The sequence below is a fragment of the Paraburkholderia sp. CNPSo 3281 genome (genome assembly GCF_024206515.1).
GTDB lineage: Bacteria > Pseudomonadota > Gammaproteobacteria > Burkholderiales > Burkholderiaceae > Paraburkholderia > Paraburkholderia nodosa.
This window is the reverse complement of record NZ_JAMBPS010000020.1, coordinates 42,044-65,382: the sequence shown is the minus strand read 5'-3', so window position 1 is coordinate 65,382 and position 23,339 is coordinate 42,044. Positions and strand designations below refer to the sequence as shown.

At 67.5% G+C, this 23,339-nt stretch carries 22 protein-coding genes and 1 riboswitch; of the genes, 12 read left to right on the top strand and 10 right to left on the bottom strand.

The window, feature by feature from the left end; genetic code table 11:
• Positions 1-81: 81 nt before the first annotated feature.
• Complete coding sequence (locus M3I56_RS20460) at positions 82-1,254, bottom strand: 4-hydroxybenzoate 3-monooxygenase (RefSeq protein ID WP_254355552.1); 1,173 nt, start codon at positions 1,252-1,254, stop codon at positions 82-84.
• Positions 1,255-1,489: 235 nt separating this feature from the next.
• Here M3I56_RS20460 and treF point away from each other — a divergent pair, with 235 nt between their 5' ends.
• The 4 genes from treF (at position 1,490) to M3I56_RS20440 (ending at position 7,328) form a co-directional block, all read left to right on the top strand.
• Positions 1,490-3,337: an alpha,alpha-trehalase TreF gene (gene treF / locus M3I56_RS20455; RefSeq protein WP_254355594.1), complete on the top strand. Its 1,848-nt coding sequence runs from the start codon at positions 1,490-1,492 to the stop codon at positions 3,335-3,337.
• 79 nt (positions 3,338-3,416) lie between these two features.
• On the top strand, positions 3,417-4,100 hold the full coding sequence (locus tag M3I56_RS20450) for an HAD family hydrolase (protein WP_254355551.1): 684 nt from the start codon (positions 3,417-3,419) through the stop codon (positions 4,098-4,100).
• A 208-nt stretch (positions 4,101-4,308) separates the two neighbouring features.
• A complete protein-coding gene (locus M3I56_RS20445) occupies positions 4,309-5,268 on the top strand; it encodes a glycosyltransferase family 2 protein (RefSeq protein ID WP_254355550.1) in 960 nt (319 codons plus the stop codon).
• Between the two features lie 89 nt (positions 5,269-5,357).
• Positions 5,358-7,328: a PAS domain S-box protein gene (locus M3I56_RS20440; protein WP_254355549.1), complete on the top strand. Its 1,971-nt coding sequence runs from the start codon at positions 5,358-5,360 to the stop codon at positions 7,326-7,328.
• Positions 7,329-7,345: 17 nt separating this feature from the next.
• On the opposite strand, the gene M3I56_RS20435 is transcribed toward M3I56_RS20440, so the two are convergent.
• Together M3I56_RS20435 and M3I56_RS20430 are read right to left on the bottom strand one after the other, a co-directional pair.
• A complete protein-coding gene (locus M3I56_RS20435; RefSeq protein WP_254355548.1) occupies positions 7,346-8,179 on the bottom strand; it encodes a class II glutamine amidotransferase in 834 nt (277 codons plus the stop codon).
• Between the two features lie 55 nt (positions 8,180-8,234).
• Positions 8,235-8,912 (bottom strand): MarC family protein, encoded by a 678-nt coding sequence (locus tag M3I56_RS20430; RefSeq protein WP_254355547.1) that lies wholly within the window; start codon positions 8,910-8,912, stop codon positions 8,235-8,237.
• A gap of 246 nt (positions 8,913-9,158) precedes the next feature.
• Here M3I56_RS20430 and M3I56_RS20425 point away from each other — a divergent pair, with 246 nt between their 5' ends.
• Together M3I56_RS20425 and M3I56_RS20420 are read left to right on the top strand one after the other, a co-directional pair.
• Positions 9,159-9,374 carry a DUF3311 domain-containing protein gene (locus M3I56_RS20425; protein ID WP_028205546.1) on the top strand — a complete coding sequence of 72 codons (216 nt, stop codon included), beginning with the start codon at positions 9,159-9,161 and terminating at the stop codon, positions 9,372-9,374.
• A complete protein-coding gene (locus M3I56_RS20420) occupies positions 9,371-10,846 on the top strand; it encodes a sodium:solute symporter (RefSeq protein WP_254355546.1) in 1,476 nt (491 codons plus the stop codon). The genes M3I56_RS20425 and M3I56_RS20420 overlap by 4 nt, the downstream gene beginning before the upstream one ends.
• A 61-nt stretch (positions 10,847-10,907) precedes the next feature.
• On the opposite strand, the gene M3I56_RS20415 is transcribed toward M3I56_RS20420, so the two are convergent.
• A complete protein-coding gene (locus M3I56_RS20415) occupies positions 10,908-11,525 on the bottom strand; it encodes a glutathione S-transferase family protein (protein WP_254355545.1) in 618 nt (205 codons plus the stop codon).
• 14 nt (positions 11,526-11,539) lie between these two features.
• Positions 11,540-11,905, bottom strand: coding sequence for a hypothetical protein (locus M3I56_RS20410; RefSeq protein WP_028205549.1), 366 nt, complete (start codon positions 11,903-11,905; stop codon positions 11,540-11,542).
• 104 nt (positions 11,906-12,009) lie between these two features.
• On the opposite strand from M3I56_RS20410, the gene M3I56_RS20405 reads away from it, so the two are divergent.
• A complete protein-coding gene (locus M3I56_RS20405) occupies positions 12,010-12,456 on the top strand; it encodes a MarR family winged helix-turn-helix transcriptional regulator (protein WP_254355544.1) in 447 nt (148 codons plus the stop codon).
• A 2-nt stretch (positions 12,457-12,458) separates the two neighbouring features.
• On the opposite strand, the gene cobM is transcribed toward M3I56_RS20405, so the two are convergent.
• The 3 genes from cobM to cbiE are packed head-to-tail and all read right to left on the bottom strand — an operon-like array spanning position 12,459 to position 15,153.
• Positions 12,459-13,190 carry a precorrin-4 C(11)-methyltransferase gene (gene cobM, locus M3I56_RS20400; protein ID WP_254355543.1) on the bottom strand — a complete coding sequence of 244 codons (732 nt, stop codon included), beginning with the start codon at positions 13,188-13,190 and terminating at the stop codon, positions 12,459-12,461.
• Between the two features lie 14 nt (positions 13,191-13,204).
• Positions 13,205-13,930 carry a cobalt-precorrin-6A reductase gene (locus M3I56_RS20395; protein ID WP_254355542.1) on the bottom strand — a complete coding sequence of 242 codons (726 nt, stop codon included), beginning with the start codon at positions 13,928-13,930 and terminating at the stop codon, positions 13,205-13,207.
• Entirely contained in the window at positions 13,927-15,153 is a 1,227-nt protein-coding gene (cbiE, locus tag M3I56_RS20390; protein WP_254355541.1) for a precorrin-6y C5,15-methyltransferase (decarboxylating) subunit CbiE, read from the bottom strand. The genes M3I56_RS20395 and cbiE overlap by 4 nt, the downstream gene beginning before the upstream one ends.
• A 118-nt stretch (positions 15,154-15,271) precedes the next feature.
• Positions 15,272-15,460: riboswitch (cobalamin riboswitch) on the top strand.
• 95 nt (positions 15,461-15,555) lie between these two features.
• Here cbiE and cobG point away from each other — a divergent pair.
• From cobG to cobJ, 4 genes are read left to right on the top strand one after another with little or no spacing between them, the layout of a single operon-like run.
• Positions 15,556-16,941, top strand: a complete 1,386-nt coding sequence (gene cobG / locus M3I56_RS20385; protein WP_254355540.1) for a precorrin-3B synthase — start codon at positions 15,556-15,558, stop codon at positions 16,939-16,941.
• Complete coding sequence (locus tag M3I56_RS20380) at positions 16,934-17,560, top strand: precorrin-8X methylmutase (RefSeq protein ID WP_254355539.1); 627 nt, start codon at positions 16,934-16,936, stop codon at positions 17,558-17,560. Before cobG ends, M3I56_RS20380 begins: the two co-directional genes overlap by 8 nt.
• Positions 17,561-18,292: a precorrin-2 C(20)-methyltransferase gene (locus M3I56_RS20375; protein WP_254355538.1), complete on the top strand. Its 732-nt coding sequence runs from the start codon at positions 17,561-17,563 to the stop codon at positions 18,290-18,292.
• Complete coding sequence (gene cobJ, locus M3I56_RS20370) at positions 18,280-19,989, top strand: precorrin-3B C(17)-methyltransferase (RefSeq protein ID WP_254355537.1); 1,710 nt, start codon at positions 18,280-18,282, stop codon at positions 19,987-19,989. The genes M3I56_RS20375 and cobJ overlap by 13 nt, the downstream gene beginning before the upstream one ends.
• A gap of 7 nt (positions 19,990-19,996) precedes the next feature.
• Here the strand turns inward: cobJ and M3I56_RS20365 are convergent, their stop codons facing one another.
• Positions 19,997-21,547: a sensor domain-containing diguanylate cyclase gene (locus tag M3I56_RS20365; protein WP_254355536.1), complete on the bottom strand. Its 1,551-nt coding sequence runs from the start codon at positions 21,545-21,547 to the stop codon at positions 19,997-19,999.
• A 235-nt stretch (positions 21,548-21,782) separates the two neighbouring features.
• On the opposite strand from M3I56_RS20365, the gene M3I56_RS20360 reads away from it, so the two are divergent.
• Positions 21,783-22,739, top strand: a complete 957-nt coding sequence (locus M3I56_RS20360) for a flagellar brake protein (RefSeq protein ID WP_254355535.1) — start codon at positions 21,783-21,785, stop codon at positions 22,737-22,739.
• 7 nt (positions 22,740-22,746) lie between these two features.
• On the opposite strand, the gene M3I56_RS20355 is transcribed toward M3I56_RS20360, so the two are convergent.
• The gene (locus tag M3I56_RS20355) at positions 22,747-23,271 is read right to left on the bottom strand and encodes a VWA domain-containing protein (protein ID WP_302056925.1); all 525 of its coding nucleotides are present in this window, start codon (positions 23,269-23,271) and stop codon (positions 22,747-22,749) included.
• Positions 23,272-23,339 lie beyond the last annotated feature (68 nt).

The following is a 23,339-nucleotide window of genomic DNA, read 5'->3' as shown; positions in this document are numbered from 1 at the left end:
TCCAACGCGCCGCCGGACACGCAAAAAAAGCCGCGCGAGCCCTTCGGGACCCGCGCGGCCATTTCATTCGTTGCGCTTACCTCACACGGCAACCGCGCCCACGTAGTTCTCGGCCATCGCCGTCGCGGCGGCGCGCGACGTGGTGACGTGCTCCAGCTCGGCGACCTGCAGGCGCTGCTCGAACGGCGTGGCATCGTCGAGGCGGTGCATCATGCGCGTCATCCAGTACGAGAAGTGTTCGGCGCGCCAGATGCGGCGCAGCGCCGTTTCGCTATAGCCGTCGAGCAGATCGGTGCGGCCTTCCTTGTAGAACGCCACCAGCGCCGCGGTCAGCACGCGCACGTCCGCCACCGCGAGATTGAGGCCCTTCGCGCCGGTAGGCGGCACGATATGCGCCGCGTCGCCCGCGAGAAAGAGGCGGCCGTGCTGCATCGTGGTCGTGACGAAGCTGCGCATGCCCACGATGTTCTTCTGGAATATCTTGCCTTCCACCACTTGGTGGCCTTCGCGCGAATTGACGCGCGCGTGCAACTCGGCCCAGATGCGGTCGTCGGACCAGTGATCGACGTTGTCCTTCGGATCGCACTGGAAATACATGCGCTGCACGTTCGGCGAGCGCGTGCTGACGAGCGCGAAGCCGCGATCGTGCCGCGCGTAGATCAGCTCGTCGGAAGTGGGCGGCGCCTCGACGAGAATACCGAACCAGCCGAACGGGAACACGCGCTCGTAGTCCTGGCGCAGCGTTGCCGGAATCGAGGCGCGCGACACGCCGTGAAAACCGTCGCAGCCGATCACGTAGTCGCAGTGCAGCTCGTGCGCCTCGCCTTCATGCGTGAAGCGGATCGACGGCGTGCTGGATTCGACGCCGTGAATCGACGTGTCCGAGACGTTGAAGAAGAGCTTGCCGTCCGCAGCCACGCGCGCGGCCACGAGGTCCTTGAGCACTTCGTGCTGCGCGTAGACGGTGATGGCTTTGCCCGTGAGGCCAGTGAGATCGATGCGGCGGCGCTTGCCTTCGAACGCGAGTTCGAAGCCGTGATGCAGCGCGCCTTCGGCCTTCATGCGCTCGCCAACGCCCGCTTCGGTGAGCACGTCCATCGTGCCTTGCTCGAGCACGCCGGCGCGAATGGTCGATTCGATCTGCTCGCGGCCACGCAGCTCGAGCACGACCGAGTCGATGCCACGCAAATGCAGAAGATGGGAAAGAAGCAGGCCCGCGGGCCCGGCGCCGATGATACCAACCTGAGTGCGCATGAGATGTCTCCTGGTGCGGCGTTGCTTGAATTGATTTTTCGCAAGTTTCGCCGCTGCGCCCGTTATCGCGCAACGCGATATGAAGAATATGGACTATCCCGATTTCGAATAACGCCGCAGGCGCCAGCCGTCTCGCCAGCCCGTTGGGCGGAACGGAAATTGCTCCTTGGCACGCTTCGCCTGCGCCCACGTTCGCGCGCAGGCGCGCTCGTCGCCCATCAAAAACATCAAGGCCATGTCTTTTCCGTTCCGCTCCCGCACGCCCGCATCCGCCACGAAATCCCGCTCCATCCCGTTTGCCGCCACACTCGCCGCTGCGTTGTGCCTCGCCTGGCCGCTCGCGCAAACCGCCCATGCCGCTAACGCCCAGGCCGACGCCGCGGCCTCCGCGAGCGCGCCGGCCAACGCGCAGGAATTACAAACGTCCGCGCGATCGGCAAAGCCGGTTCGCTCGCCAGCGCAGCATGACGCGGCAAAAGAGAGCCAGCCCGCCACGCCCGCCGACCTCTACGGCCGCCTCTATCACGACGTGCAGCTCGCGCAGATCTTCCCCGACAGCAAGACGTTTGCCGATATGCTGCCCAACGAGCGCCCGAGCCAGATCACGGCGGCCTACGAGCGCTGGCGCCAGCAGCACGCGGGGTTGCACGACAACGCCGCGCGCAAGGCCGCGCTCACGCAGTTCGTGAACCAGTACTTCACGGCCCCGGCGCAAACTGAAAACCACTACGTTTCCGATCCGAACCAGGATGTCGTCGGCCACATCGACACACTCTGGAACGTGCTGAGCCGCCGCCCCGACGCGAAGCCGAATCCGTATTCGTCGCTGCTGCCGCTGCCGTATGCGTACGTCGTGCCGGGCGGGCGCTTCAACGAAATCTACTACTGGGATTCGTACTTCATCATGCTCGGCCTGGAAGCCAGCGGCCGCCACGAACTCGCGCTCGACGAGCTGAACAACTTCGCCGCGCTGATCGACCGCTACGGCCATATCGCGAACGGCAATCGCACGTACTACCTGAGCCGCTCGCAGCCGCCGTTTTTCGCGCAGATGGTGAGCCTCGTCGCGGAGAAAGACGGCGACGCCGTGTACCTCCATTACCTGTCGCAACTGCGCAAGGAATATGACTACTGGATGGCCGGCGCGCAGACGCTCAAGCCCGGCCACGCCGCGCGCCACCTCGTGCGCCTGCCCGACGGCACGCTGCTCAACCGCTACTGGGACGCGCGCAACCGCCCGCGCGACGAGTCGTACCGCGAAGACATCCTCACCGCGCGCGCCACGCCGCAGCGTGATGCCTCCGACCTCTGGCGCAACCTGCGCGCGGGCGCGGAAACGGGCTGGGACTACAGTTCGCGCTGGCTCGCCGACGGCCACACCCTCTCGACCATCGACGTGACCTCGCTCGCGCCGGTGGACCTCAATTCGCTGATGGTGATCCTCGAACGCACGCTCGCGAAGGCCTACGGCCTGAAGGGCGACGCGCGCGAGGCCGAACTGATGACGAAGCGCGCGCAACAACGCGCCGACGCCATCGACCGCGTGCTCTGGGATCCGCAATTGCACGCATACAGCGACTACGACTTCGCACACCGCACGCTCACGCACCGGCTCACGGCGGCGACCGTCTACCCGCTCTATGCGGGCGCCGCGACGAAGGCCCAGGCACAGGAAGTAGCCGCCGCGGTGCGCGCCGGACTGCTGCGCCCCGGCGGCCTCGCCACCACCCAGGTCGCGACCGGCCAGCAATGGGACGAGCCGAACGGCTGGGCGCCGCTCCAATATCTCGCGGTCATGGGGCTGCGCCGCTACGGCGAGCAGGACCTGGCGCAGGAAATCGCCACACGCTGGATCGCCACGAATCTCGCCTACTACACCCGCACGCACAAGCTCGTTGAGAAGTACGACGTGAGCGCGTCGGCCACGAAGGCCTCGTCGGCGGGCGGCGGCGAATATCCGCTGCAGGACGGCTTTGGATGGACCAATGGCGTACTGCGCGTGCTGCTGCAGATGTATCCGCAGACGGGCGCCGCCCAAGGCGCCCCGGCGGCGTCCGGCGCGGCTGCTGCCAGCGCGCCCTGAGGCGACGCCGCTAGCCCGCCGCGGCGTACACTTTTTGCGCTACCACTGCGTAATCGTCGTGTTGCAACAGGAGCCACCCATGCGCAACGAAACGGCCTTTTTGTTCGACCTCGACGGCACGCTCGTCGACAGCGTGTATCAGCACGTGCTCGCATGGAAGGAAGCGCTCGACGCGGACGGCATCGAGCTTTCGGTGTGGCGCATTCATCGGCGCATCGGCATGAGCGGCGGGCTTTTCATGAACCAGTTGCTGCGCGAGACGCACGAGGCCCACGAGACGATCGCGCCCGAGCGTATCGCACGCTTGCAAAAACTACACGCTGACGCCTATCGCCGCCACGCCGACAAGGTGCGGCCGCTGCCCGGCGCTCGCGCGCTGCTCGACGCCCTGAGCGCCGCGCAGGTGCCCTGGGCGATCGCCACGAGCGGGCGGCTCGCCACGGCGTCCGTGAACTTGCAGGCGCTCGGCGTGGACCCGTCCGTCACGACCGTGGTCACGCGCGACGAAGTGCGCCACGCCAAGCCCGATCCGGATCTCTTCGTCGCCGCGGCGCTGCGGCTGAGCGTGCCGATCGAGCGCTGCCTCGTGGTGGGCGACAGCGTCTGGGACATGCTCGCGGCCCAGCGCTGCCGCGCGCTCGGCATTGGCCTGCAGTCGGGCGGCTACGGCACCGAGGAACTGGAGCGTGCGGGCGCGCTGCGCGTGTACGAAGATCCCGCCGACCTGCTCGGCCACCTCGACGAAGTCTGCGCGCGCGACTGAGCGGCTGGTTGGGCGGCTAATCGAACTGATCGCGCGCACCGCCCGCATGCGGCGCGGAAATTGCGCAGCTCTCGAATGTGCAGTGCAGCACCCCCGCTGCGCCGCCCCGCCTCTGGCGCACGTCATGTACTGCATGTCGCGCGCCATCGGCGTATGCTGACATAGGTCAATTCGACAACTCACCGGCCGGCTCCCGCCGCCTGCTGCGATGAACGACTCCGCCCCTGCCCCCGGAACTCCCAGCGCGCCGCGCGTGACGGTGGTCGTCCTCACGCGCAATCACGTACGTCAAACCATCGATACCGTCGCGCGCCTCACCGCCCTTCCCGAGCACCCCGACCTCATCGTGGCCGACAACGGCTCCACCGATTCCACCGTCTCCCTGCTGGCGTCGCTCTTTCCGCAAGTGCGCATCGTCCAGTCGCTGGGCGACCACGGCATGGCCGGCTTCAATCGCGCCGTGCTGCTCGCGCGCACCGACTACGTCGCGTGCTGCGACGACAGCACCTGGTTCGCACCCGGCGCGCTCGCGCGCGCGGCGCAGCTGCTAGACGCCCATGCGCAAGTCGCCGTGCTCAATGCGCGCGTGGTAAGCGGCGACGAGCGCGAAATTCACCCCGCCTGCCTGATGCTCGCCGCCACGTCGCCGGGCGCGGAAGGCGACGCCGGCCCGGCGCTCGCGAACTTCATGGCGGGCGCGTGCATTTTCCGCGCGGCCGTGTTCCGCGCACTCGGCGGCTACGAGGAGCGGCTGTCACACGGCGGCGCCGAGGAGCTTGCCGCGCTCGACATGCTGTCGGCCGGCCATGAGATCGTCTATTGCGAGCAGGCGCTCGCACATCGCGAACCGCTTTACCGCTGGTTCACGCGCGCGCAGCAATGCGCGCTCGCGCGCAACACCGCCTGGGTGGCATGGATGCGCCTGCCCGCGCGCGATGCGTTCGCGGCGACCGGCCGTGCGCTCGCCGTGTTCGCACGCCAGCGCTCGCTCGGGCCCGCGGGCGTGGCGCTGCTGCGCGGCGCGTTCTGGACGTTGCGCGCACGCCGCGTGGTGCCGCCCCACGTCGTGCTGCTCACCCGCCAGGTCCGCCGCGCGGAACGCCACGTGCGCGCAGGCATTCCGGCAATGGCCGAAAAGTACGACCGCTCAGGGCAGCGCGCGTGGTAAGCTGCGGCGCCCGCTGTACGCGGGCCGTCCATTCAAGAGGCCAGAGCCTGTCAAACTTGTGAACAGGCCGTATGACAGACCCGAGGACCATGACGACGCCCGACTCCGGCATCGCCCCGCACAACGCCGCCGCCGAAAGCCACCACGAACGCCGCTTCGAGGCGCTCGTGGAGCCGATCGAGGACTACGCGATCTTCCTGCTCGATACGCGCGGCTACATCGTGAGCTGGAATCGCGGCGCGGCCCGCATCAAGGGCTATGAAGCGCACGAGATCATCGGCCAGCATTTCTCGCGCTTTTACACCGACGAAGCGAATGCGCGCCGCTGGCCCGATCACGAGCTGGAGCAGGCCGCGCTGCACGGACGCTTCAACGACGAAGGCTGGCGCGTGCGCAAGGATGGCTCGATGTTCTGGGCCAACGTCGTCATCACCGCGCTGCGCGAGCGCGACGGCTCGCTCTCCGGCTTCGCCAAGGTCACGCGCGACCTCACCGCCGAACGCCGCCAGGTCGAGGCGCTGCGCCTTTCCGAGGAGCGCTTTCGCCTGCTCGTGGAAAGCGTGAGCGACTACGCGATGTTCATGCTCGATCCGCAGGGCCACGTGGTGAGCTGGAACGCCGGCGCGACCAACCTGAAGGGCTACCGCCCGGCCGAGATCGTCGGCCAGCATTTTTCCGTGTTCTATCCGCCCGACGAGGTCGCCGCTGGCCAGCCCGAACGCGAGCTGCGCCGCGCGAAGGAGTTGGGCCGGGTCGTGACCGAGGGCTGGCGCGTGCGCAAGGACGGCTCGATGTTCTGGGCCAGCGTCACGATCACAGCCGTGCACGACGGCCACGGCCGGCTCACAGGTTTCGCAAAGGTCACGCGCGACATGACCGAAAGCCGCCGCACCGACGAACTCGAGCATTCGAGCGAGCAGATGAAGCAGTTCCTCGCCTTGCTCGCGCACGAACTGCGCAACCCGCTCGCGCCGGTGCGCAACGCCGTGGCCACGATGCGCCTCATGGCTGCGCCGAGCCCCGACATCGAGCGCGCACGCGACACGATCGACCGGCAGATCGTGCACCTCACGCGGCTCGTGGACGACCTGCTCGACGTCGGGCGCATCACGTCGGGCAAGATCGAGTTGCGCGAGGCGCCGCTCGACCTGCACGAAGTGGTCGCGCACGCCATCGACGCGGCGCAGCCCTTCACCTCGGCGCGCGGCCAGCACGTGGACGTGCAGATGCCCGACAAGACGCTCACCATGACGGGCGACCACACGCGGCTCGTGCAGGTGCTGCAGAACCTGCTGCACAACGCCTCGAAGTTCTCGCCCGACGGCAGCCATATCGTCGTGGACGTGCGTTCCGCCGCGCGCGCCGTACAGATCCAGGTGCACGACGAAGGCCGCGGCCTGCGGCCCGGCACGCACGAGTCGATCTTCGGCCTCTTCAGCCAGGACCGCTCGGCGCCCGGGCCCGCGGAAAACGGGCTCGGCATCGGCCTCATGCTGTGCCGCTCGCTCGTCGAGCTGCATGGCGGCACCATCTCGGCCAGGAGCGCCGGGCCCGGCAAAGGCAGCACGTTCACGATCCGCCTGCCGTTCGTGCGCGAGACCGCGCATGCCGTGCAGCCGCCGCCGCTCATGCCGGACACGGCCGAGCTGGCCGCGCTGGCCGAAGCCGGCGTGCCGCCGCTGCGCGTGCTCGTAGTCGACGACAACCGCGATTCGGCCGACAGCCTCGCCACGCTGCTCGAACTCAAAGGGCACGACGTGCGCGTGGCCTACAGCGCCGCCCACGCGCGCGAGGAAGTGGACGGCTTCACGCCCGACGCCGCGCTCATCGACATCGCCATGCCCGAGATCGACGGCTATGCGACGCTGCGCGCCCTGCGCGCGCTGCCGCCGCTCAGGCACACCCTGTTCGCCGCGATGACGGGTTTCGGCCAGGCCGCCGACATCGAACTCACGCGCGAAGCGGGCTTCGAAATGCATCTCGTGAAGCCCGTGGACGTCACGCTTTTCGACGAGGTGCTCGCACTCGCGGCGGCACGGCAAAGGCGCCGCCGCGCGTAACGTCGACTTGAGGCGCCTTAAGGTGAGATAGGTGCGAACGGCCGGTACTCGACCGTGGGCCCGCGCACGACGATCGCCGTCGATTCCGGCACTTCGGCCCATACATCGAGCGCATCGCCAAGCGGCTCGGAAACGAGCAGATAGGCATCGTCGCCGGCCGCCACGATGCGCGGGTCGTCGGGATACAGTTCGCGCAGATGCCGGAACGCCGTGGTGTGATAGAGCGAGCGCGAGTTGCGCTCGCTCGAATAGCGCGCGGCGACGATCTGCTCGCCGTCGCATGCGCAGACGGTCATATTGAGCGCCGGCTCGACGCCATGCTTTTTTGCGGTTTCCTCGACAAAACCCGCCATGCGTTCCAGCGCAAGAACGGGATCGATTTCGAGGCCGAACGTCATGGCCAGATAGAACATCGTTTCCGAATCCGTCGACCCTTCGAGCGCATTGAAGCGCCCCGGATCAATCGCGACCAGCAGATCGCGCCGCATCAGCGGATAGCTGCGGATCAGCCCGTTGTGCGCGAAGATCCAGCGCCGGTGGCGAAACGGATGGCAGTTCGTTTCCTGCACGGGCGTATGCGTGGCCGCGCGGATGTGCGCGACGAACATCGGCGCGCGCACCGCGCGCGCCAGTTCGCGCAGGTTGCGGTCGTTCCAGGCCGGATGCACGCTGCGGTAGCGATAGGGAATGTCGTGCGGGTCCTGATACCAGCCGAGCCCGAAGCCGTCGCCATTCGTGGTGGTCGCGCCTTTGGTGGAGTGCAGGCTTTGATCGATCAGCGAATGGCGGGCGTGAAACAGCACGGTTTCGAGCTGCACGGGGTTCCCGGTATAAGCGAGCCAGCGGCACATGAAGGTCTCCTTCGCGTGAGGACGCGTGTGTACGCCGGCCCGCTAGAAAGCGCTGCTACTTCGCGGCGCGCAGGTCGGCGATCGGCGTGAGAAAGCCGGTCAGGCCAGTCAGTATGATCTGCACCCCGATGCACAGGAGCAGAAACGACGACACGCGCACGGCCACGCGCGTGCCTTCCACACCCAGGTACTGCGAAAGCCGCGCAGCGCGGCTGTACACGTAATAGATCACGAGCATGACGAGCGCGGAGATCACGATCGACGCGAAGCTCGAGAGCAGCCACGCCGAAAGCTTGTGCGTGCGGTTGGCATTCAGCGCGATGGCCGTGGCGATGGAGCCGGGTCCGGTGGTGAGCGGAATGGTCAGCGGAAAAAAGGCCTTGCCGGAGGCCGAACTCGCGCTCATGGGCTTGACCGGATGATCGACCGGAAGCGGCTCGGGTTCGGGCGCGTTGAGCATCTGCCAGCCGCTCACGGCCACCGCGAGGCCCCCGCCAATACGCAGCGCTTCCATGGAAATGCCGAAGAAATGCAGGATGGGCGTGCCCACGAAAAACGCCGCGACCAGCACGCAGAACGCATTGATCGCCACGCGCTTGGCGAGCAGGCGCCGCTCTTCGTCGGTGAGGTTCGCCGTGCGGTCGAGAAAAACGAAGGCAACGCCAATGGGATTGATGATGCTGATGAGTCCGGTGAAACCGAACAGGATGTCTGAAATCAGGCTCTCGATCATGGAGTCGATCCGGTAAGGGGATGCGCAAAAAGCGCGCCGGGCTGGCGAGAAGTGTAGCCGGATCGGCATTAGGCGTGCCTGATCGACGTCGCTCGATGCCCTGAAAAATGGCGCGTTGCAGCAATTTTTACAGCGGGCCCTTCAGTATTTTTGGCAGCTTTACGGGGCGCGTTCACAAGCATAGAGTGGGTTGCCTCGCACCCCGACGCGACGTTTCTTTTCTTCTCATATGAAAGAGGAGTTGCCATGTCACTGCGGTTGCTCGCTGCCCTGCCCTTTATCGGCATCCTGTTAGGGGTGCCGTTCGTCAATCGCACCGAGCCGCTCGTGCTCGGCATGCCGCTCGTGCTCGCGTGGATCGTCATGTGGGTCGTGCTGGCCGCGGTGATCATGGGCATCGTCTACCGGCTCGACCCGGTCAACCGGCTTTCGGGCGAAGCGGATGCGGAGGTGCGATCATGAGCGCCCTCATCATCATCGCGGCGATGACCCTCGTCGCGCTCTTCCTCGGCGTGCGCGCGCGCCGGGGCCACGACATGAGTCTCGAGCAGTGGTCGGTGGGCGGACGCAGCTTCGGCACCGCGTTCGTGTTCCTGCTGATGGCGGGCGAAATCTACACGACCTTCACGTTTCTGGGCGGCAGCGGCTTCGCCTACGGCAAGGGCGCGCCCGTCTACTACATTCTTGCCTACGGCACACTTGCATACATCCTCTCGTACTGGATGCTGCCGCCCGTATGGCGCTTCGCCAAGCAGCACCGGCTCGTCTCGCAGCCGCACTTCTTCGCGCGCAAGTATCAGAGCCCCGCGCTCGGCGTGCTCGTGGCGTGTGTGGGCGTGCTCGCGCTCGTGCCCTATCTCGTGCTGCAATTGAAGGGCCTCGGCATCATCGTGACGACGGCCTCGTATGGCGCGGTTTCGTCGACGGCGGCGATCTGGATCGGGGCGATCGTGGTGACGGTCTACGTGATCGCTTCGGGCGTGCGCGGCTGCGCATGGAACTCGGTCGTGAAAGATACGATGATTCTCGCCATCGCCGTGTTCCTCGGCATCTACCTGCCGATTCACCACTATGGCAGCCTGAGCGAGATGTTCCGCGCCATCGACGCGGCCAAGCCCGGCTTCCTCACCTTCCCGGCACGCGGCCAGAGCGTAACGTGGTTCCAGTCCACCGTGCTCCTCACGGCGCTGGGCTTCTTCATGTGGCCGCACACGTTCATGTCGGTGTACACCGCGAAGAACGAGCGTATTTTCCGCCGCAACGCGATGATCCTGCCGCTCTACCAGCTCATTTTGCTGTTCGTGTTTTTCTGCGGTTTCGCGGCGGTGCTCAAGGTACCGGGACTCAAGGGCGGCGACATCGACCTCTCGCTCTTTCGGCTCGCGCTGCAAACGTTCGATCCGTGGTTCGTGGGCGTGATTGGCGCGGCCGGCGTGCTCACCGCACTCGTGCCAGGCTCGATGATCCTCACGACGGCATCCACGCTGCTTGCCAATGACGTCTACCGTGGCGGCCGCGTGAAGAACGCCGACGACGCGCGCGTCGCGAAGCTCGCACGCCTGTTCGTGCCGGTGATCGCGCTCGTGGCCGTGGGCTTCACGCTCCGGGGCGGCGAAACCATCGTCGCGCTGCTGCTGATGGGCTATAACTTCGTCACGCAGTTGTTCCCGGCACTGGTGTGCAGCCTTTCCGCGCGCAACCGCGTGACGAAGCAAGGCGCGTTTTGCGGCATCGTGGCGGGCGTGCTGGTCGTCATCGTCACGACGATGACGCACCTGAGCGTCGCGCAACTGCTTCCGTTCGCACCGGACGCCATCAAGGACGTCAACATCGGCTTCCTTGCGCTGTTCGTGAACGTGATCGTGCTTGCCGTCGTGAGCACGGTGACGCAGCCGCGCACGCATGTGGATCATGAGCACGCGCGGGCGCATTGACATTGCATAACGCGGTAACGAGGCGGCCCATTCGGCGCGATCCGATTGGGCCGTTTTCCATTTACGCGGCCTTGCGCGCCTCGGCTATGCGCTGCGGCGCCTCGGGGCGCGCGTAGAGGCGATCGAGATACGCCTGCAAGCGCGGGAAGCCGTCCAGCAGATGCACTTCGTTGGCCCAGTCCATCAGATAAACCGTCACGCAGTCGGCGACCGAAAGCTTGTTGCCGACGATGAACTCGCGTCCTTCGAGGTGCTTCTCGAGCACCGCGGCCATGGCCCTGAAGTCCTCCCGCGCGAGTTCGATATCGGCCGGACTGCGCTTTTCCGGCGGATAAAGGAACGAATGCCGTGTGATTCTCCAAAGCGGCTGTTCCAGTTCGGTGACCGCGAACAGGGTCCAGCGATACGCCTGTGCCCGCTCGTCGAGATCCGCGGGCAATAGCACTTTCTCCGGGTATTTATCCGCGAGATACAGCACGATGGCAGCCGATTCGGGAATCACGCGGTCGCCGTCGATCAGCACGGGCACCTTGCCCGCGGGATTGATGCGCAGGTATTCGGGCCGCCTGTGCTCGCCTTCGAGCAGATTGACCGAGATGAATTCGAAATCGGCATCGACTTCCTTGAGGCCCCATAGCGCGCGTTGCGAACGGGTGCCGGCAAAACCGTAGAGTTTCATGACGGGGCCTCCGTTCAGACACCGGGAATCGGCAGAACCGGCATCAGTTCGACGCCCTCGCCCGGGAAAATCGAAAAATGCGGGTGCCCTTCGAACAGCTTCGCAGCCTCTTCGTGCGATGCGGCACGCAGCACGGTATAGCCCGTTAGCGCGTTAGACGTATCCGCAATGCCATGCTCGCCAATCGACTTGGTCTTGCCAAGCGGCCCGCCCATATCGACGATCGATGCCTTGTGCTTTTCGACCCACGCGTGCCAGGCCGCAATGCCCTCCTTTTCCTTTGCGTGTCGATCCGCTTCGGAAAGCGCCGCCCAACCCTTCATGCGTGCGTTGTCTTTGGTACCGAGAAAAACAGCGAGAAACAGTTTCTGATCGCTCATGTGTCCTCCAACTGCTGGTCTGGTTGCTGGTCTGAAAAACGGGAGCAACGGCATGTCGCCCATCCGGCCTTGACAGCATAGGTTGATATCAACATAATTGCAACATGGCACGTGCAAAGAAACTTCCCTTCGAAACCACGCTATTGGTGCGCGATTGCTGCCTGTGTTTGCATATGCAGCGGGCGGCACGCAATCTCGCGCGCATTTTCGACGACGTGCTGCGTCCGCTCGATCTCACGAACGGGCAATTTTCACTGCTGATGTCGCTGAACCGTCCGCATCCGCCCGGCATGAAAGACGTGGCGTCGCTGCTGGCCATGGATCGCACCACGCTCACGGCCGCGCTCAAGCCACTGGAGCGGCGCGGCCTCGTCGTGATCGAGCAGGACCCGGAAGACAAGCGCAGCCGTTTGCTGAGCCTCACCGACGAGGGGCATCGGCTGCTCAACGCGGCGTTTCCGCTATGGCAGCAAACGCATGAGGAAATCGAAAAGGAGTTTGCCGATGGCGAGGTGGACAAGCTGCGGGCGCACTTGCGCGCGCTTTCGTAGCCCTAGCGCTTCTGCGCCCCATACAGCGTCGAATCCGCAAATCCCTCCGCCGCGAGCACGCGCCCCACGAGAATCAGCGCCGTACGCTCGATATCCGTGGCCAGCACCTTCTGCGCGATATCCGCTAGCGTGCCCGTCACGCGTTCCTCGTCGGGCCAGCTCACGCGATAGATCACCGCGACCGGGCAATCCTCGCCATAGTGCGGCCGCAATTCCTCGACGATGCGCGCGATATGGCGCACGCCCAGGTGAATCGCGAGCGTCGCTTTGTGACGCGCGAGGTCGGCTAGCTGCTCGCCTTCGGGCATCGACGTTTTCGTGGCGTAGCGCGTAAGGATGAGCGTCTGCGAAATGCCGGGCAGCGTAAGTTCGCTGCCGAGCGCCGCCGCGCACGCAGCGGTCGCGGTCACGCCGGGCACGACTTCATAAGGAATACCAAGTAGACGCAGCCGCCGTATCTGCTCGCCGATTGCGCCATAGAGCGACGGGTCGCCCGAATGCACGCGCGCCACGTCGAAGCCCTGGGCATGCGCGCTTTCGAGCAGCGCAACGATCTCGTCGAGCGTGAGCGGCGCCGTGTCCACCACCTTGTGCGCGCGGTGGCCTTCCAGCACGGCGGGCGGCACGAGCGAGCCCGCGTAGAGAATGACGGGGCAGCTGCGCACGAGGCGCTGGCCCTTCACGGTGATCAGTTCAGGATCGCCCGGACCCGCGCCGATAAAGAAAACGGTCATACGTGGAAACTCCGCTAAATAGGGTTCGCGAGCGCGTCGGTTGCCGCTTGCGCCGACGTGAATTCACGTTGCGCTGCGGGCAGCGGCGGCCGCTGCATCATCACCACAGGCAAGCCCATTTCGCGCGCGACGGCGAGCTTCGCTTCGGTCGCGCCGCCGCCGCTGTTCTTGCTGACCACGACGTCGATGCGCGCTTCGGTAAAGAGCGCGCGCTCGCCAACGGCTGTGAACGGCCCGCGCGCATCGATGACGCGAGCGCGGGCAGGGCCGGGATGCGCTTCGAGGCAACGGATCGTCCAGTGCTGCTGCGGCGGCACTTCGTTCAGATGCGCAAGCGGCTCGCGCCCGAGCGTGAAGAGCGGGCGCGCGAACGGCACGATCGCTTCGACTACGCCGGCCCAGCCGCTCACCATGCGCCAGTCGTCGCCGGGCTGCGGCTGCCACGGCGCACGCCGCAGCGCCCAGTACGGCACCTGTGCCGCAGCGCACACGCGCGCCGCATTGGCGCTGATCTGCGCGGCATAGGGATGCGTGGCGTCGAAAACGAGTGCGATGTTTTCGTCGGCGAGAAAGCGCGCGAGCCCTTCTGCCCCGCCAAAGCCGCCCACGCGCACCGCGCAGACGAGATCGGCGGGCACGCGGCCAAGGCCCGCGAGCGAGTACACGTGCTGCGGGCCGAGCGTGCGCGCGATCGCCAGCGCATCGCCGGTGCCGCCGAGCAGCAGGATGCGCACCGTCACGGCTTGACGGCCTCGTAAAGCGTGACAGGCAAGGCCTGACGCCAGGTATCGAAGCCGCCCAGCGGCTGCGCCTCGCCGATGCCGATGCGCGTGAGCGTGCCGCCGTGCTGCGCGCGCCATGCCACGAGTGCCGCTTCGCTCTGCAATGTTACCGCGTTCGCGACGAGCCGCCCGCCGCTCGCTAGCGCCGCCCAGCACGCGTCCAGCACGCCGGGTACGGTCACGCCGCCGCCGATGAAGACCGCGTCGGGCGCGGCAAGTCCTGCGAGCGCGTCGGGCGCGCGGCCCGCGACGAGTTGCAAACCCGGCACGCCCAACGCCGCGCGATTGTGCTCGATGAAACGTTGACGCTCGGCGTGCGCCTCGATCGCGATCGCGCGGCAGGCGGCGTGCGAGCGCATCCACTCGATGCCGATCGAGCCGCTGCCGGCGCCCACGTCCCAAAGCAGCGCGCCGGGCGTCGGCGCGAGACGCGCGAGCGTGAGTGCGCGCACGTCGCGCTTCGTGATCTGACCATCGTGGCGGTAGGCATCGTCGGGAAGGCCGGGCGTGAGCGTCCAGCCGCGCGCGGGCGTCTGCACACTATCGCTTTCGCATTCGAACGCGACCAGATTGAGTGCCGCGGCTTCTTTGACGTGCCACGCATCGGCGCGGCCTTCAATGCGGCGCTCGAGCGGGCCGCCCAGATGCTCGAATACGGCAAGACGCGTGGCGCCGAAGCCCGCTTCGGCGAGCAACGCGGCAAGCGCCGCGGGCGTGCGCCCATCCGCGCTCAACGCGAGCACGCGCGAGCGCCCGTAGAGATGGCGGCGCAGCGCATCGAGCGGACGGCCGACGAGCGAGACCATCGCCGTATCCTGCAACGCCCACCCCCTGCGCGCCGCCGCGAGCGAGAGCGACGACGGCGCGGGCAGCACGCGCATTTCACCGGGCGCCACGCGGCGCGCGAGCATCGCGCCCACGCCGAACAGCATGGGGTCGCCGCTCGCAAGCACGCATACGGACAGATTCGACTCGCGGAACGCAAGCAGCGCCTCCACGCTGAACGGCTGCGGCCACGCTTCGCGCCGCGCACGCACGCGCGAGGGCAGCATCGCGAGATGGCGCTCGCCGCCCGTCACGATGGCCGCGTCGAACAGCGCGCGCCGCGCGTCGCGCCCGAGCCCCGCGTAGCCATCGTCGCCGATGCCCACCACCGTCAGCCATGCCTGCGTGCCCAGCATTCGTTCTCCCGCCTTTACCTGTTTCTCTACACCGCCGCGGGCCCTGAGCCCCATCGTGGGGCGGAGCACGCGTGAAAACGGGCATAATACCGTGTCCGCCGGCGCCGTTAAGGCAACTTTGCGTGAGACCGGAGTAAGCGCTGAAGCACTAACTCCGGATCGCAGAAAGGGAACACAGCAAGCTGTGGCCGCCCCCGCGACTGTGAGCAGCGAGACCGCATCCACCCGAGCCACTGGTTTTACCGGGAAGGCCGATGCGGTCGACGACCTGCGAGCCAGGAGACCTGCCGGCCGAATGTTTGCGCGAACCCATATCGGGCGGGGTGTACCGATACCGCTGCCGTTTCCCGCCTGCCGTGCGGGCAGCGCGCCGCACCAGCGCGATGCTTACCCGGTATTCCCTTGAAACACGAAACGAAGCCCGTCTCGCCCGCTGCTGCATTGGCCGTGCTCCGCCCCTCGGCGTGCCCGGGGCTCGTACGCGTAGTCGCGGCACGCGACGGCGGCCTGTGCCGCATCCGCCTGCCTGGCGGCGTGCTGAGCGCCGCGCGTGCGCGCGCCCTCGCGGGCGCCGCGTTGACGCATGCAAGCGGCGTGCTCGAACTGACCAATCGCGCGAACGTGCAGATTCGCGGCGTGCGCGCCGGCGAGGAAGCGGCGTTGAGCGCCACGCTGATCAGCGCTGGCCTCGGCCCCGCTGGCATCGACGCCGCGAGCCCGGTCGAGCGCGCGTGCGCCGCCGACGAACTGCGCAACGTGATGCTGAGCCCGCTCGCGGGCCTTGACCCTAACGCGTTGTGCGATACGACGGAACTCGCCGCCGCGCTCATCGACATGATGCAGCGCGAGCCGCGTTTCGCCGCGCTCTCGCCCAAGTTCGCGCTGCAACTGGACGGCGGCGAACGTCTGGCGATGCTCGAGCATCCGCACGACATCTGGCTCGCCGCGCTGCCGCATGGCGCAACGGTGCGCTTCGCGGTGGGCCTCGCGGGTTGCCCCACGGCGCAGCCAGTCGGCACGCTCGCGGCCGGGGACGTTTGCGCATCGATGCGCGCGCTGCTGCATGCGTTCCTCGATCTCGCCGCAGTAGACGCAACACGCATGCGCGACGTGCTGGCCGCTCACTCGCTCGACGCGCTGCTGCAGCGCGCGCAACAGCATGGCGAATGCGCGCTGATGCGTGACGACGCCGCCCTGCACGCATGGCGCCGCGCCGCGAGTCCCGCCGACTTGCGCCTCGGCGCGCACGCCCTGCACGCCGACGGCAGCGGCTATGTGGGCGCGCAGCCCTCGCTCGGCCGTATCGACGCGCAAACGCTGCGCGCACTAGCCGCGCTCGCTGAAGACTCAGGCGATGCGACGCTGCGTGTGACGCCATGGCAAGGCGTGCTGCTGCCCAACGTGCCCGCTCACGCCATGCCCGCCGCGCTCGAACGGCTGCACGCGCTCGGCCTCATCGTCTCGCGCGCCAACCCGCTTGCACGCCTGATCGCGTGCACGGGCTCGACGGGATGCGCAAACAGCCACGCGGACACGAAAGCCGACGCACAGCGCCTCGCCGCCCTGCTGCCGCCCGGCGCCGAAGCCCACCTGAGCGGCTGCGAGCGCTCCTGCGCGGCCGCGCATTGCGCGCCGTTCACGTTGCTCGCCAGCGCACCGGACCACTACGACCTGTACCAGCGCGACGATACGCAAAGCGGCTTCGGCCAGCTCGTCGCGCGCAACCTGACGATCGAAGCCGCTGCCCTTGCACTCGCGCAGCAGCCCCGGAGTACCCAAGATGTCTGATTACATCCGCGACGGCCAGGCGATCTATCGCGAGTCGTTCGCGACGATCCGTGCCGAAGCCGACCTCTCGCGCATTCCCGCCGACCTCGAAAAACTCACCGTACGCGTGATTCACGCATGCGGCATGGTCGACGTGGCCGCCGACCTCGCGTTTTCCGCAGGCGCGGGCACGGCGGGCCGCAACGCGCTCGCGGGCGGCGCGCCGATTCTCTGCGACGCGAAAATGGTCGCCAATGGCGTGACGCGCGCGCGCCTGCCCGCGAACAACGCCGTGATCTGCACGCTCGACGATCCCGCCGTACCGGATCTCGCGCGCGAGATCGGCAACACGCGCTCGGCAGCCGCGCTCGAACTGTGGCGGCCGCACCTTGCAGGCAGCGTCGTTGCGATCGGCAATGCGCCTACCGCGCTCTTTTATCTGCTCGACATGATCGCCGCCGGCGCACCGCGCCCCGCGCTGATCCTCGGCTTTCCCGTGGGCTTCGTCGGCGCGGCCGAGTCCAAGGCGCAGCTCACAGCCGAAAGTCATGGCGTGCCCTTCGTCGTCGTGCACGGCCGCCGCGGCGGCAGCGCGATGGCCGCCGCCGCCGTCAACGCACTCGCTTCGGAGACCGAATAAATGATCCGCAAAGGACGTCTGCACGGCATTGGCGTCGGCCCCGGCGACCCCGAACTGCTCACGCTCAAGGCGCTGCGCCTGCTCAAAGCCGCGCCCGTAGTCGCGTATTTCGTCGCGAAGGGCAAGAAAGGCAATGCGTTCGGCATTGTCGAGGGCCATCTCGAAGCGGAGCAGGAACGCCTGCCGCTCGTGTACCCCGTCACGACCGAAGCGCTCGAACCGCCGCTCTCGTATGAAGCGATCATCGCCGACTTCTACGACGGCGCGGCGCAAACGCTTTCGCGCCATCTCGACGCCGGACGCGACGTGGCCGTGATCTGCGAAGGCGATCCGTTCTTCTACGGCTCGTACATGTATCTGCACGACCGGCTCGCCGCGCGCTACGAGGCCGAAGTCGTGCCGGGCGTGTGCTCGATGCTGGGCGGCGCGGCGGTGCTCGGCGTGCCGCTCGTCTACCGCAACCAGAGCCTCGCCGTCCTCTCGGGGGCGCTGCCCGAAGACGAATTGCGCCGGCGCCTGGCCGACGCTGACGCCGCCGTGATCATGAAACTGGGCCGCAACTTCGACAAGGTGCGCCGCGTGCTGGGCGAACTGGGCCTCGCGCATCGCGCGCTATATGTCGAGCGCGCAACGATGGCGAACCAGCGTATCGTCGCGCTCGACGACGTCGATCCGATGGCTTCGCCCTACTTCTCGCTGCTCGTCGTGCCGGGGGTGAAATGGCAGTCGTGACGCCGCCCGCCATCGTCATTCTCGGTCCCGGCGCACTCGCCATGGCGCGGCGCGTGCAGGCGCTTTACCCAGGCGCGCAGGTCCATGCGCTACAAGGCCGCGTGGCAGGCGATGTCGCGTTCAGCGAGCTTGGCGCGCATTTGCGCGAATGCTATACGCGTGGCCTGCCCATCGTCGCGCTGTGCGCGGCGGGCATCGTGATCCGGTGCCTCGCGCCGCTCTTTGCCAACAAGGGCGCGGAGCCACCGGTGCTCGCGCTCGCCGAGGATGGCAGCGCCGTCGTGCCGCTGCTCGGTGGGCTCACCGGCGTGAACGTCATGGCGCGCGAAATTGGCGCGGCGCTCGCGGTTGCGCCCGCCATCACCACGAGCGGCGAATTGCGCTTCGGCACCTGCCTGCTCAATCCGCCCGCGGGCTATGCGCTGGCGAGCCTCGCGCAAGGCAAGCGCTTCGTCTCCGATCTGCTTGCGGGCGCAACGACACGCGTGGACGGCCAGGCATCGTGGCTGGAAAACGTCGATCTGCCGCGCGACGCCGCGGCGCGCCATGCGATACGCGTGAGCGCGCACAGCTGGGACGGCAGTCCCGACGACCTCGTGATTCATCCTCGCAGCATCGTCGCGGCCGTGGGTGCGCCACGCGAAGCGCTTGCCGCTTGCGTGCGCCGCGCACTCGTTGCACATGGCCTCGCGCCGCTCGCGCTCGCGGCGCTCGTCGCCCCTGCTGCGCACATGGGCGATGCGTCGCTCGCGCAGGCGGCAACGGAACTCGGCGTACCGCTGCGCTTCGTCGATAGCGCGGAGAACACCGCGCAAGCCACGCTCGCCGCCCTCGACTTTGCGGCAAACGTCGAACGCTATGCGCCGAACGACAACGGCGTCGCCCTCGCCTGCGCGGCCGCGCCGCTCGACCCGCTTGCGCTGGGCCGCGCGCGCGGCAAGCTCACGGTGCTGGGCCTCGGCCCCGGCCGCGCCGATTTGCTCACGCCCGCCGCACGCGCCGCGCTCGACAGCGCCACCGATATCGTCGGCTATGCCACCTATGTGGAGATGGCGGGCCCGTTTCGCGCGGACCAGCAGCGCCACGCCACCGACAACCGCGAAGAATTGCAGCGCGCCCGCCACGCGTTCGAGATGGCGAGTGAGGGCCGGCGCGTGGCCGTGGTCTCGTCGGGCGACCCCGGTGTGTTCGCCATGGCGGCCGCCGTGCTCGAAGCGCTCGAAGGCTCGGATGACGCACGCTGGCATGCCGTCGAACTGGCGATCGTGCCAGGGGTTTCCGCGGCGCTCGCCACGGCGGCGCAAGTCGGCGCGCCGCTCGGCCACGACTTCTGCATGCTGTCGCTTTCCGACAACCTGAAGCCGTGGACAGTGATCGAAAAGCGCCTGCTGCACGCGGCGCAGGCCGATCTCGTGATGGCGTTCTACAACCCGATCTCGCGCGCGCGGCCCTGGCAGCTCGAGCGCGCGCTGGAAATCTTGCGCAGCGTGCGCGCGCCGCACACGCGCGTGGTGCTGGGCCGCGACGTGGGCCGCCCCGGCGAGACGCTGCGCGCCATGACCCTGGGCGAACTGCGTTCGGCGGACGTCGATATGCGCACCATGGTGATCGTCGGGTCGTCGGCCACGCGCGGGTTCGCTCGCAGCGACGGCAGCGAGTGGATTTACACGCCGCGCTGGTATCGCGAGGATACCTAAAAGAAACTTACGCCTTCAACGTGGGTAGCGAGTCGCGCGGGTCGGGTGGCGCGCCCTCGAACTCGCGCGCTTTCACCTGATTGCGCCCCGCCTGTTTCGCCGCGTAAAGCTCCGCGTCGGCGGCGCGCAGCAGCGCCTGGGCGCCGCCGCGCTCGCGCGGCACGCAAGTGGCGCAGCCAATGCTCACGGTCAGCGTGCCGTATTCACTGTGCTCGTGCGCGATTCCCAGCGCCGCCACCTGCTGGCGCACCGCTTCCGCGATTTTCACGGCGCCGTCGGCCGGCGTGGCCGGCAGGACCGCGGCGAACTCCTCGCCGCCATAGCGCGCCACCATGTCCGTTGCGCGGCGGCAGGCCTCGCGTATCGCACGGGCCACGGCGGCGAGCACTTTATCGCCCTCGGCGTGTCCGTAGAAGTCGTTGAAGAGCTTGAACTTGTCGATGTCGATGAAGAGCACGGAGAGCGGTTCGCCCGCGCGTCTCGCGTGCTGCCATTCGGTTTCGATGCGCAAGTCGAGTGCGCGGCGATTGTAGAGGCTCGTGAGCGCGTCGGTGACTGCGAGGCGTTCGAATTCTTTTTGCGTAGCGAGCCGCGTGCGCATCGACAGTGCGAGCAGCCACGACGAAGCCGCGATCAACGCGCCGAAGATCAACGCCATCGGCGCGTAGGTCCGCAGGCGGTGGTGCCAAGCGTCGAGCGCGCCGTCCACGGAAGGCGCGACCACCGCGATGAGCGACGTGTGCGGAACGCGCTTGAACGTGTAGATGCGCTCGACCTCGTCCCCCTCGCCCGCGGCGATGAACGAACCGGCACTGGTTTTCAGCATCGGCTGGACGTAATCCAGCTCGCCGATTTGCGCACCCACTTCGTAGTCCGAATAGGGGCGGTGCGCGAGCATGGTCCCGTCGCTCAGCAGGATGAACGCGCTGCCCTTCGCGTCGACGTCGACGCGGTCGAACAGTTGCTGAAAATACGCGAGCCGCAGCGTGAGCAGCACGACGCCGCCAAACGAGCCGTCGTACTCGCTCACGCGGCGTGAGAGCGCAATCGAATATTGGCCTTCGCGCGAGCGCGAGCGAATCGGGTCCGAAATATACATGCCGACCGAGCGCTCGTGCTGCGCCGTGAAGTAGTCCCGGTCCGCGAGGTTGACGCCGGGATACGCGCGGCCGTCCCGCGATTCGACGATACGGCCACCCGCGTCAGCGTAGAACGCGTCGTCGAGATACGCGCCGGTGGCCACGCGGCCGAACAGCAGCTTGCGGCGGATGTCGGCCGGAAGGCCTGCCGTGCGCGGGTCGCGCGCGCTGTCGGCAGCATCGAGCAGCAGGAGGTCGTAGATGCCGAAATTCGCCTCGAGGTCGTTCGACATCAGTGCAACGAGCGCGGCCGAATTGTGCTGTGTGCTGGCGATGGCCTGGGTGCGCTGCTGCATCAGCCCCACCAGTACGATGGCCACGATGGTCGCGCCGACCAGCGAGCCCGTCGTGCCGACAATGAACGGGTGCCCCCCCACCCACTGCATGAGCGCCCGGTTCCATTGGCGGAGGATTCGCAAACATCGTGTCCAGAGCTTCATGAGGCGTTTCCTCTTGCTCCGCGCGTTTGGTTGATACCGCTTGCACCGCGTGCCGGCCGATTACAGATTGCATTCAGGGGCCATCATACTGCGGCTCGCGAAACCGCCTTCGAATCGCGGCACGCACTCAATATCCCTGCCGCAGCGCCGTAAACCAGATGAACCCGCGAAGTGCATTCGCGACGCGAACCGCTCACCGCCTAGCCCTGCGCCGATGACCAACCCGACCACCGAAGATCAAGCCGAAGCGACCGACGCCGCAACGCAAGCCGCCCCGCTCACGCCGGAAGCCCTGCCGGTTGGCGAGCCGCTCGCCTGGCCTGTCGTCGATCGCGACGGCGCCCTGCTGCTCGACGCCGGCTCGGTGCTGATGGGCGAAGCGGAACGCGACTTTCTGTTCCAGCATTTCGCGCCGCATCGCGGCGACATGGAAAGGCACGAGGTTGCACCGGAGAGCGCGGCGGCCACGAATGCGCCCAGCACCGGCGATACCGCCACCACCGCGCGCGACATGCACCTGAACATCGGCGCGCTGATGGGCCTGCGTCCGCAGATGGGCGCGAGCGGCGAGCCGATGCACCCGTGCCGTCTGATCGGCTTCGCGCCCAACGAGGCGTTCTTCGTGACGACGCCCTACGTCGATGGCCGCCCCATCGCCATCACGCCAGGCGAAAACGTCGAGATCGTCGCGATTGCGAGCCAGGCCGTCTATCGCTTCGTATGCACCGCGCATGCGCTCAGCCAGACGCCGTTCGACTATCTCGTGCTTTCGAAGCCCGCCAACATCCGCCGCCTGCGCGAACGCCGCTCGATTCGCGTGCGCGCGCAATTTCCCGTGCGCTACGGCATCGGCGAGGAAGGCGCGGGTTATGACGGCGTGGCGCTCGCGCGCGGGATCAGCGCGCTCGGGCTTTCGGTGAGCGCCGCGTGGGCGCTCGGCAAAGTCGGCGAGCGGCTGCGCGTGGCCTTCCAGCTGCGCTCGGGCGACAACGCAACGGCGATCGAAACCAGCGCGATCATCCGCAACGTGCAGGCGGAAACGGACGCCCCCGCGCACGCGACGCTCGGCCTCGAACTCGACCGCCTCACGGCCGCCGAGCAGATGGCGATGAAAGTCTACGTATTCGATCGTCAGGACGACGTGCTGTACTGGACCGGCGGCACCCGCTAACGCGCGTTCAGGCGAGCAGCGCCTGCGCGTTCAGGCACTCGCCGGCCCATGCCTGCGCGAGCGCCTCGCAGCGCCCGACGCGCAGCGTGCCAAGTTCGCAATCGATCACCGTGACGTGGTCGGCGTGACGTGGCCGCGCGGGCCACTGCGTCGTGCGGCCGTCGCTGAACAGCCAGAGATGGCGCGCGCGCGCCGGATCGCGGCGCGCAGCGGTTTCGAGCACTTGCGCCGCGCGGCCGATGCCCGCTTCGAGCGGTGTGCCGCCGCCCCCGCCGATCGGCTCGATCCAGCGCTCGTTCCACCAGCGCGGCACCGCGGGCCCGAACCTCAGCTCGGCGCCGGCACCGCCGAAAGCAATCAGCGCCACTTCCACACGCTCGGCGCGGGCGCGATCGAACAGCGCGATCAACAACCCCTTGGCGAGCGCGAGTTGGCCGCGCGCGAGCATCGAGGCCGAGCAGTCGAGCACGAAGCAATGGAGCGCGCCGGAACCCGTCTTGCGTTTGGCGAAGCGGAAATGTTGCGCCTGCAATGACCCGGCGCGCTTGGCCGCGAGCGTGGGCGGCCAGGCGATGCGCGCGCCGTGCTTCGCGACTTGCG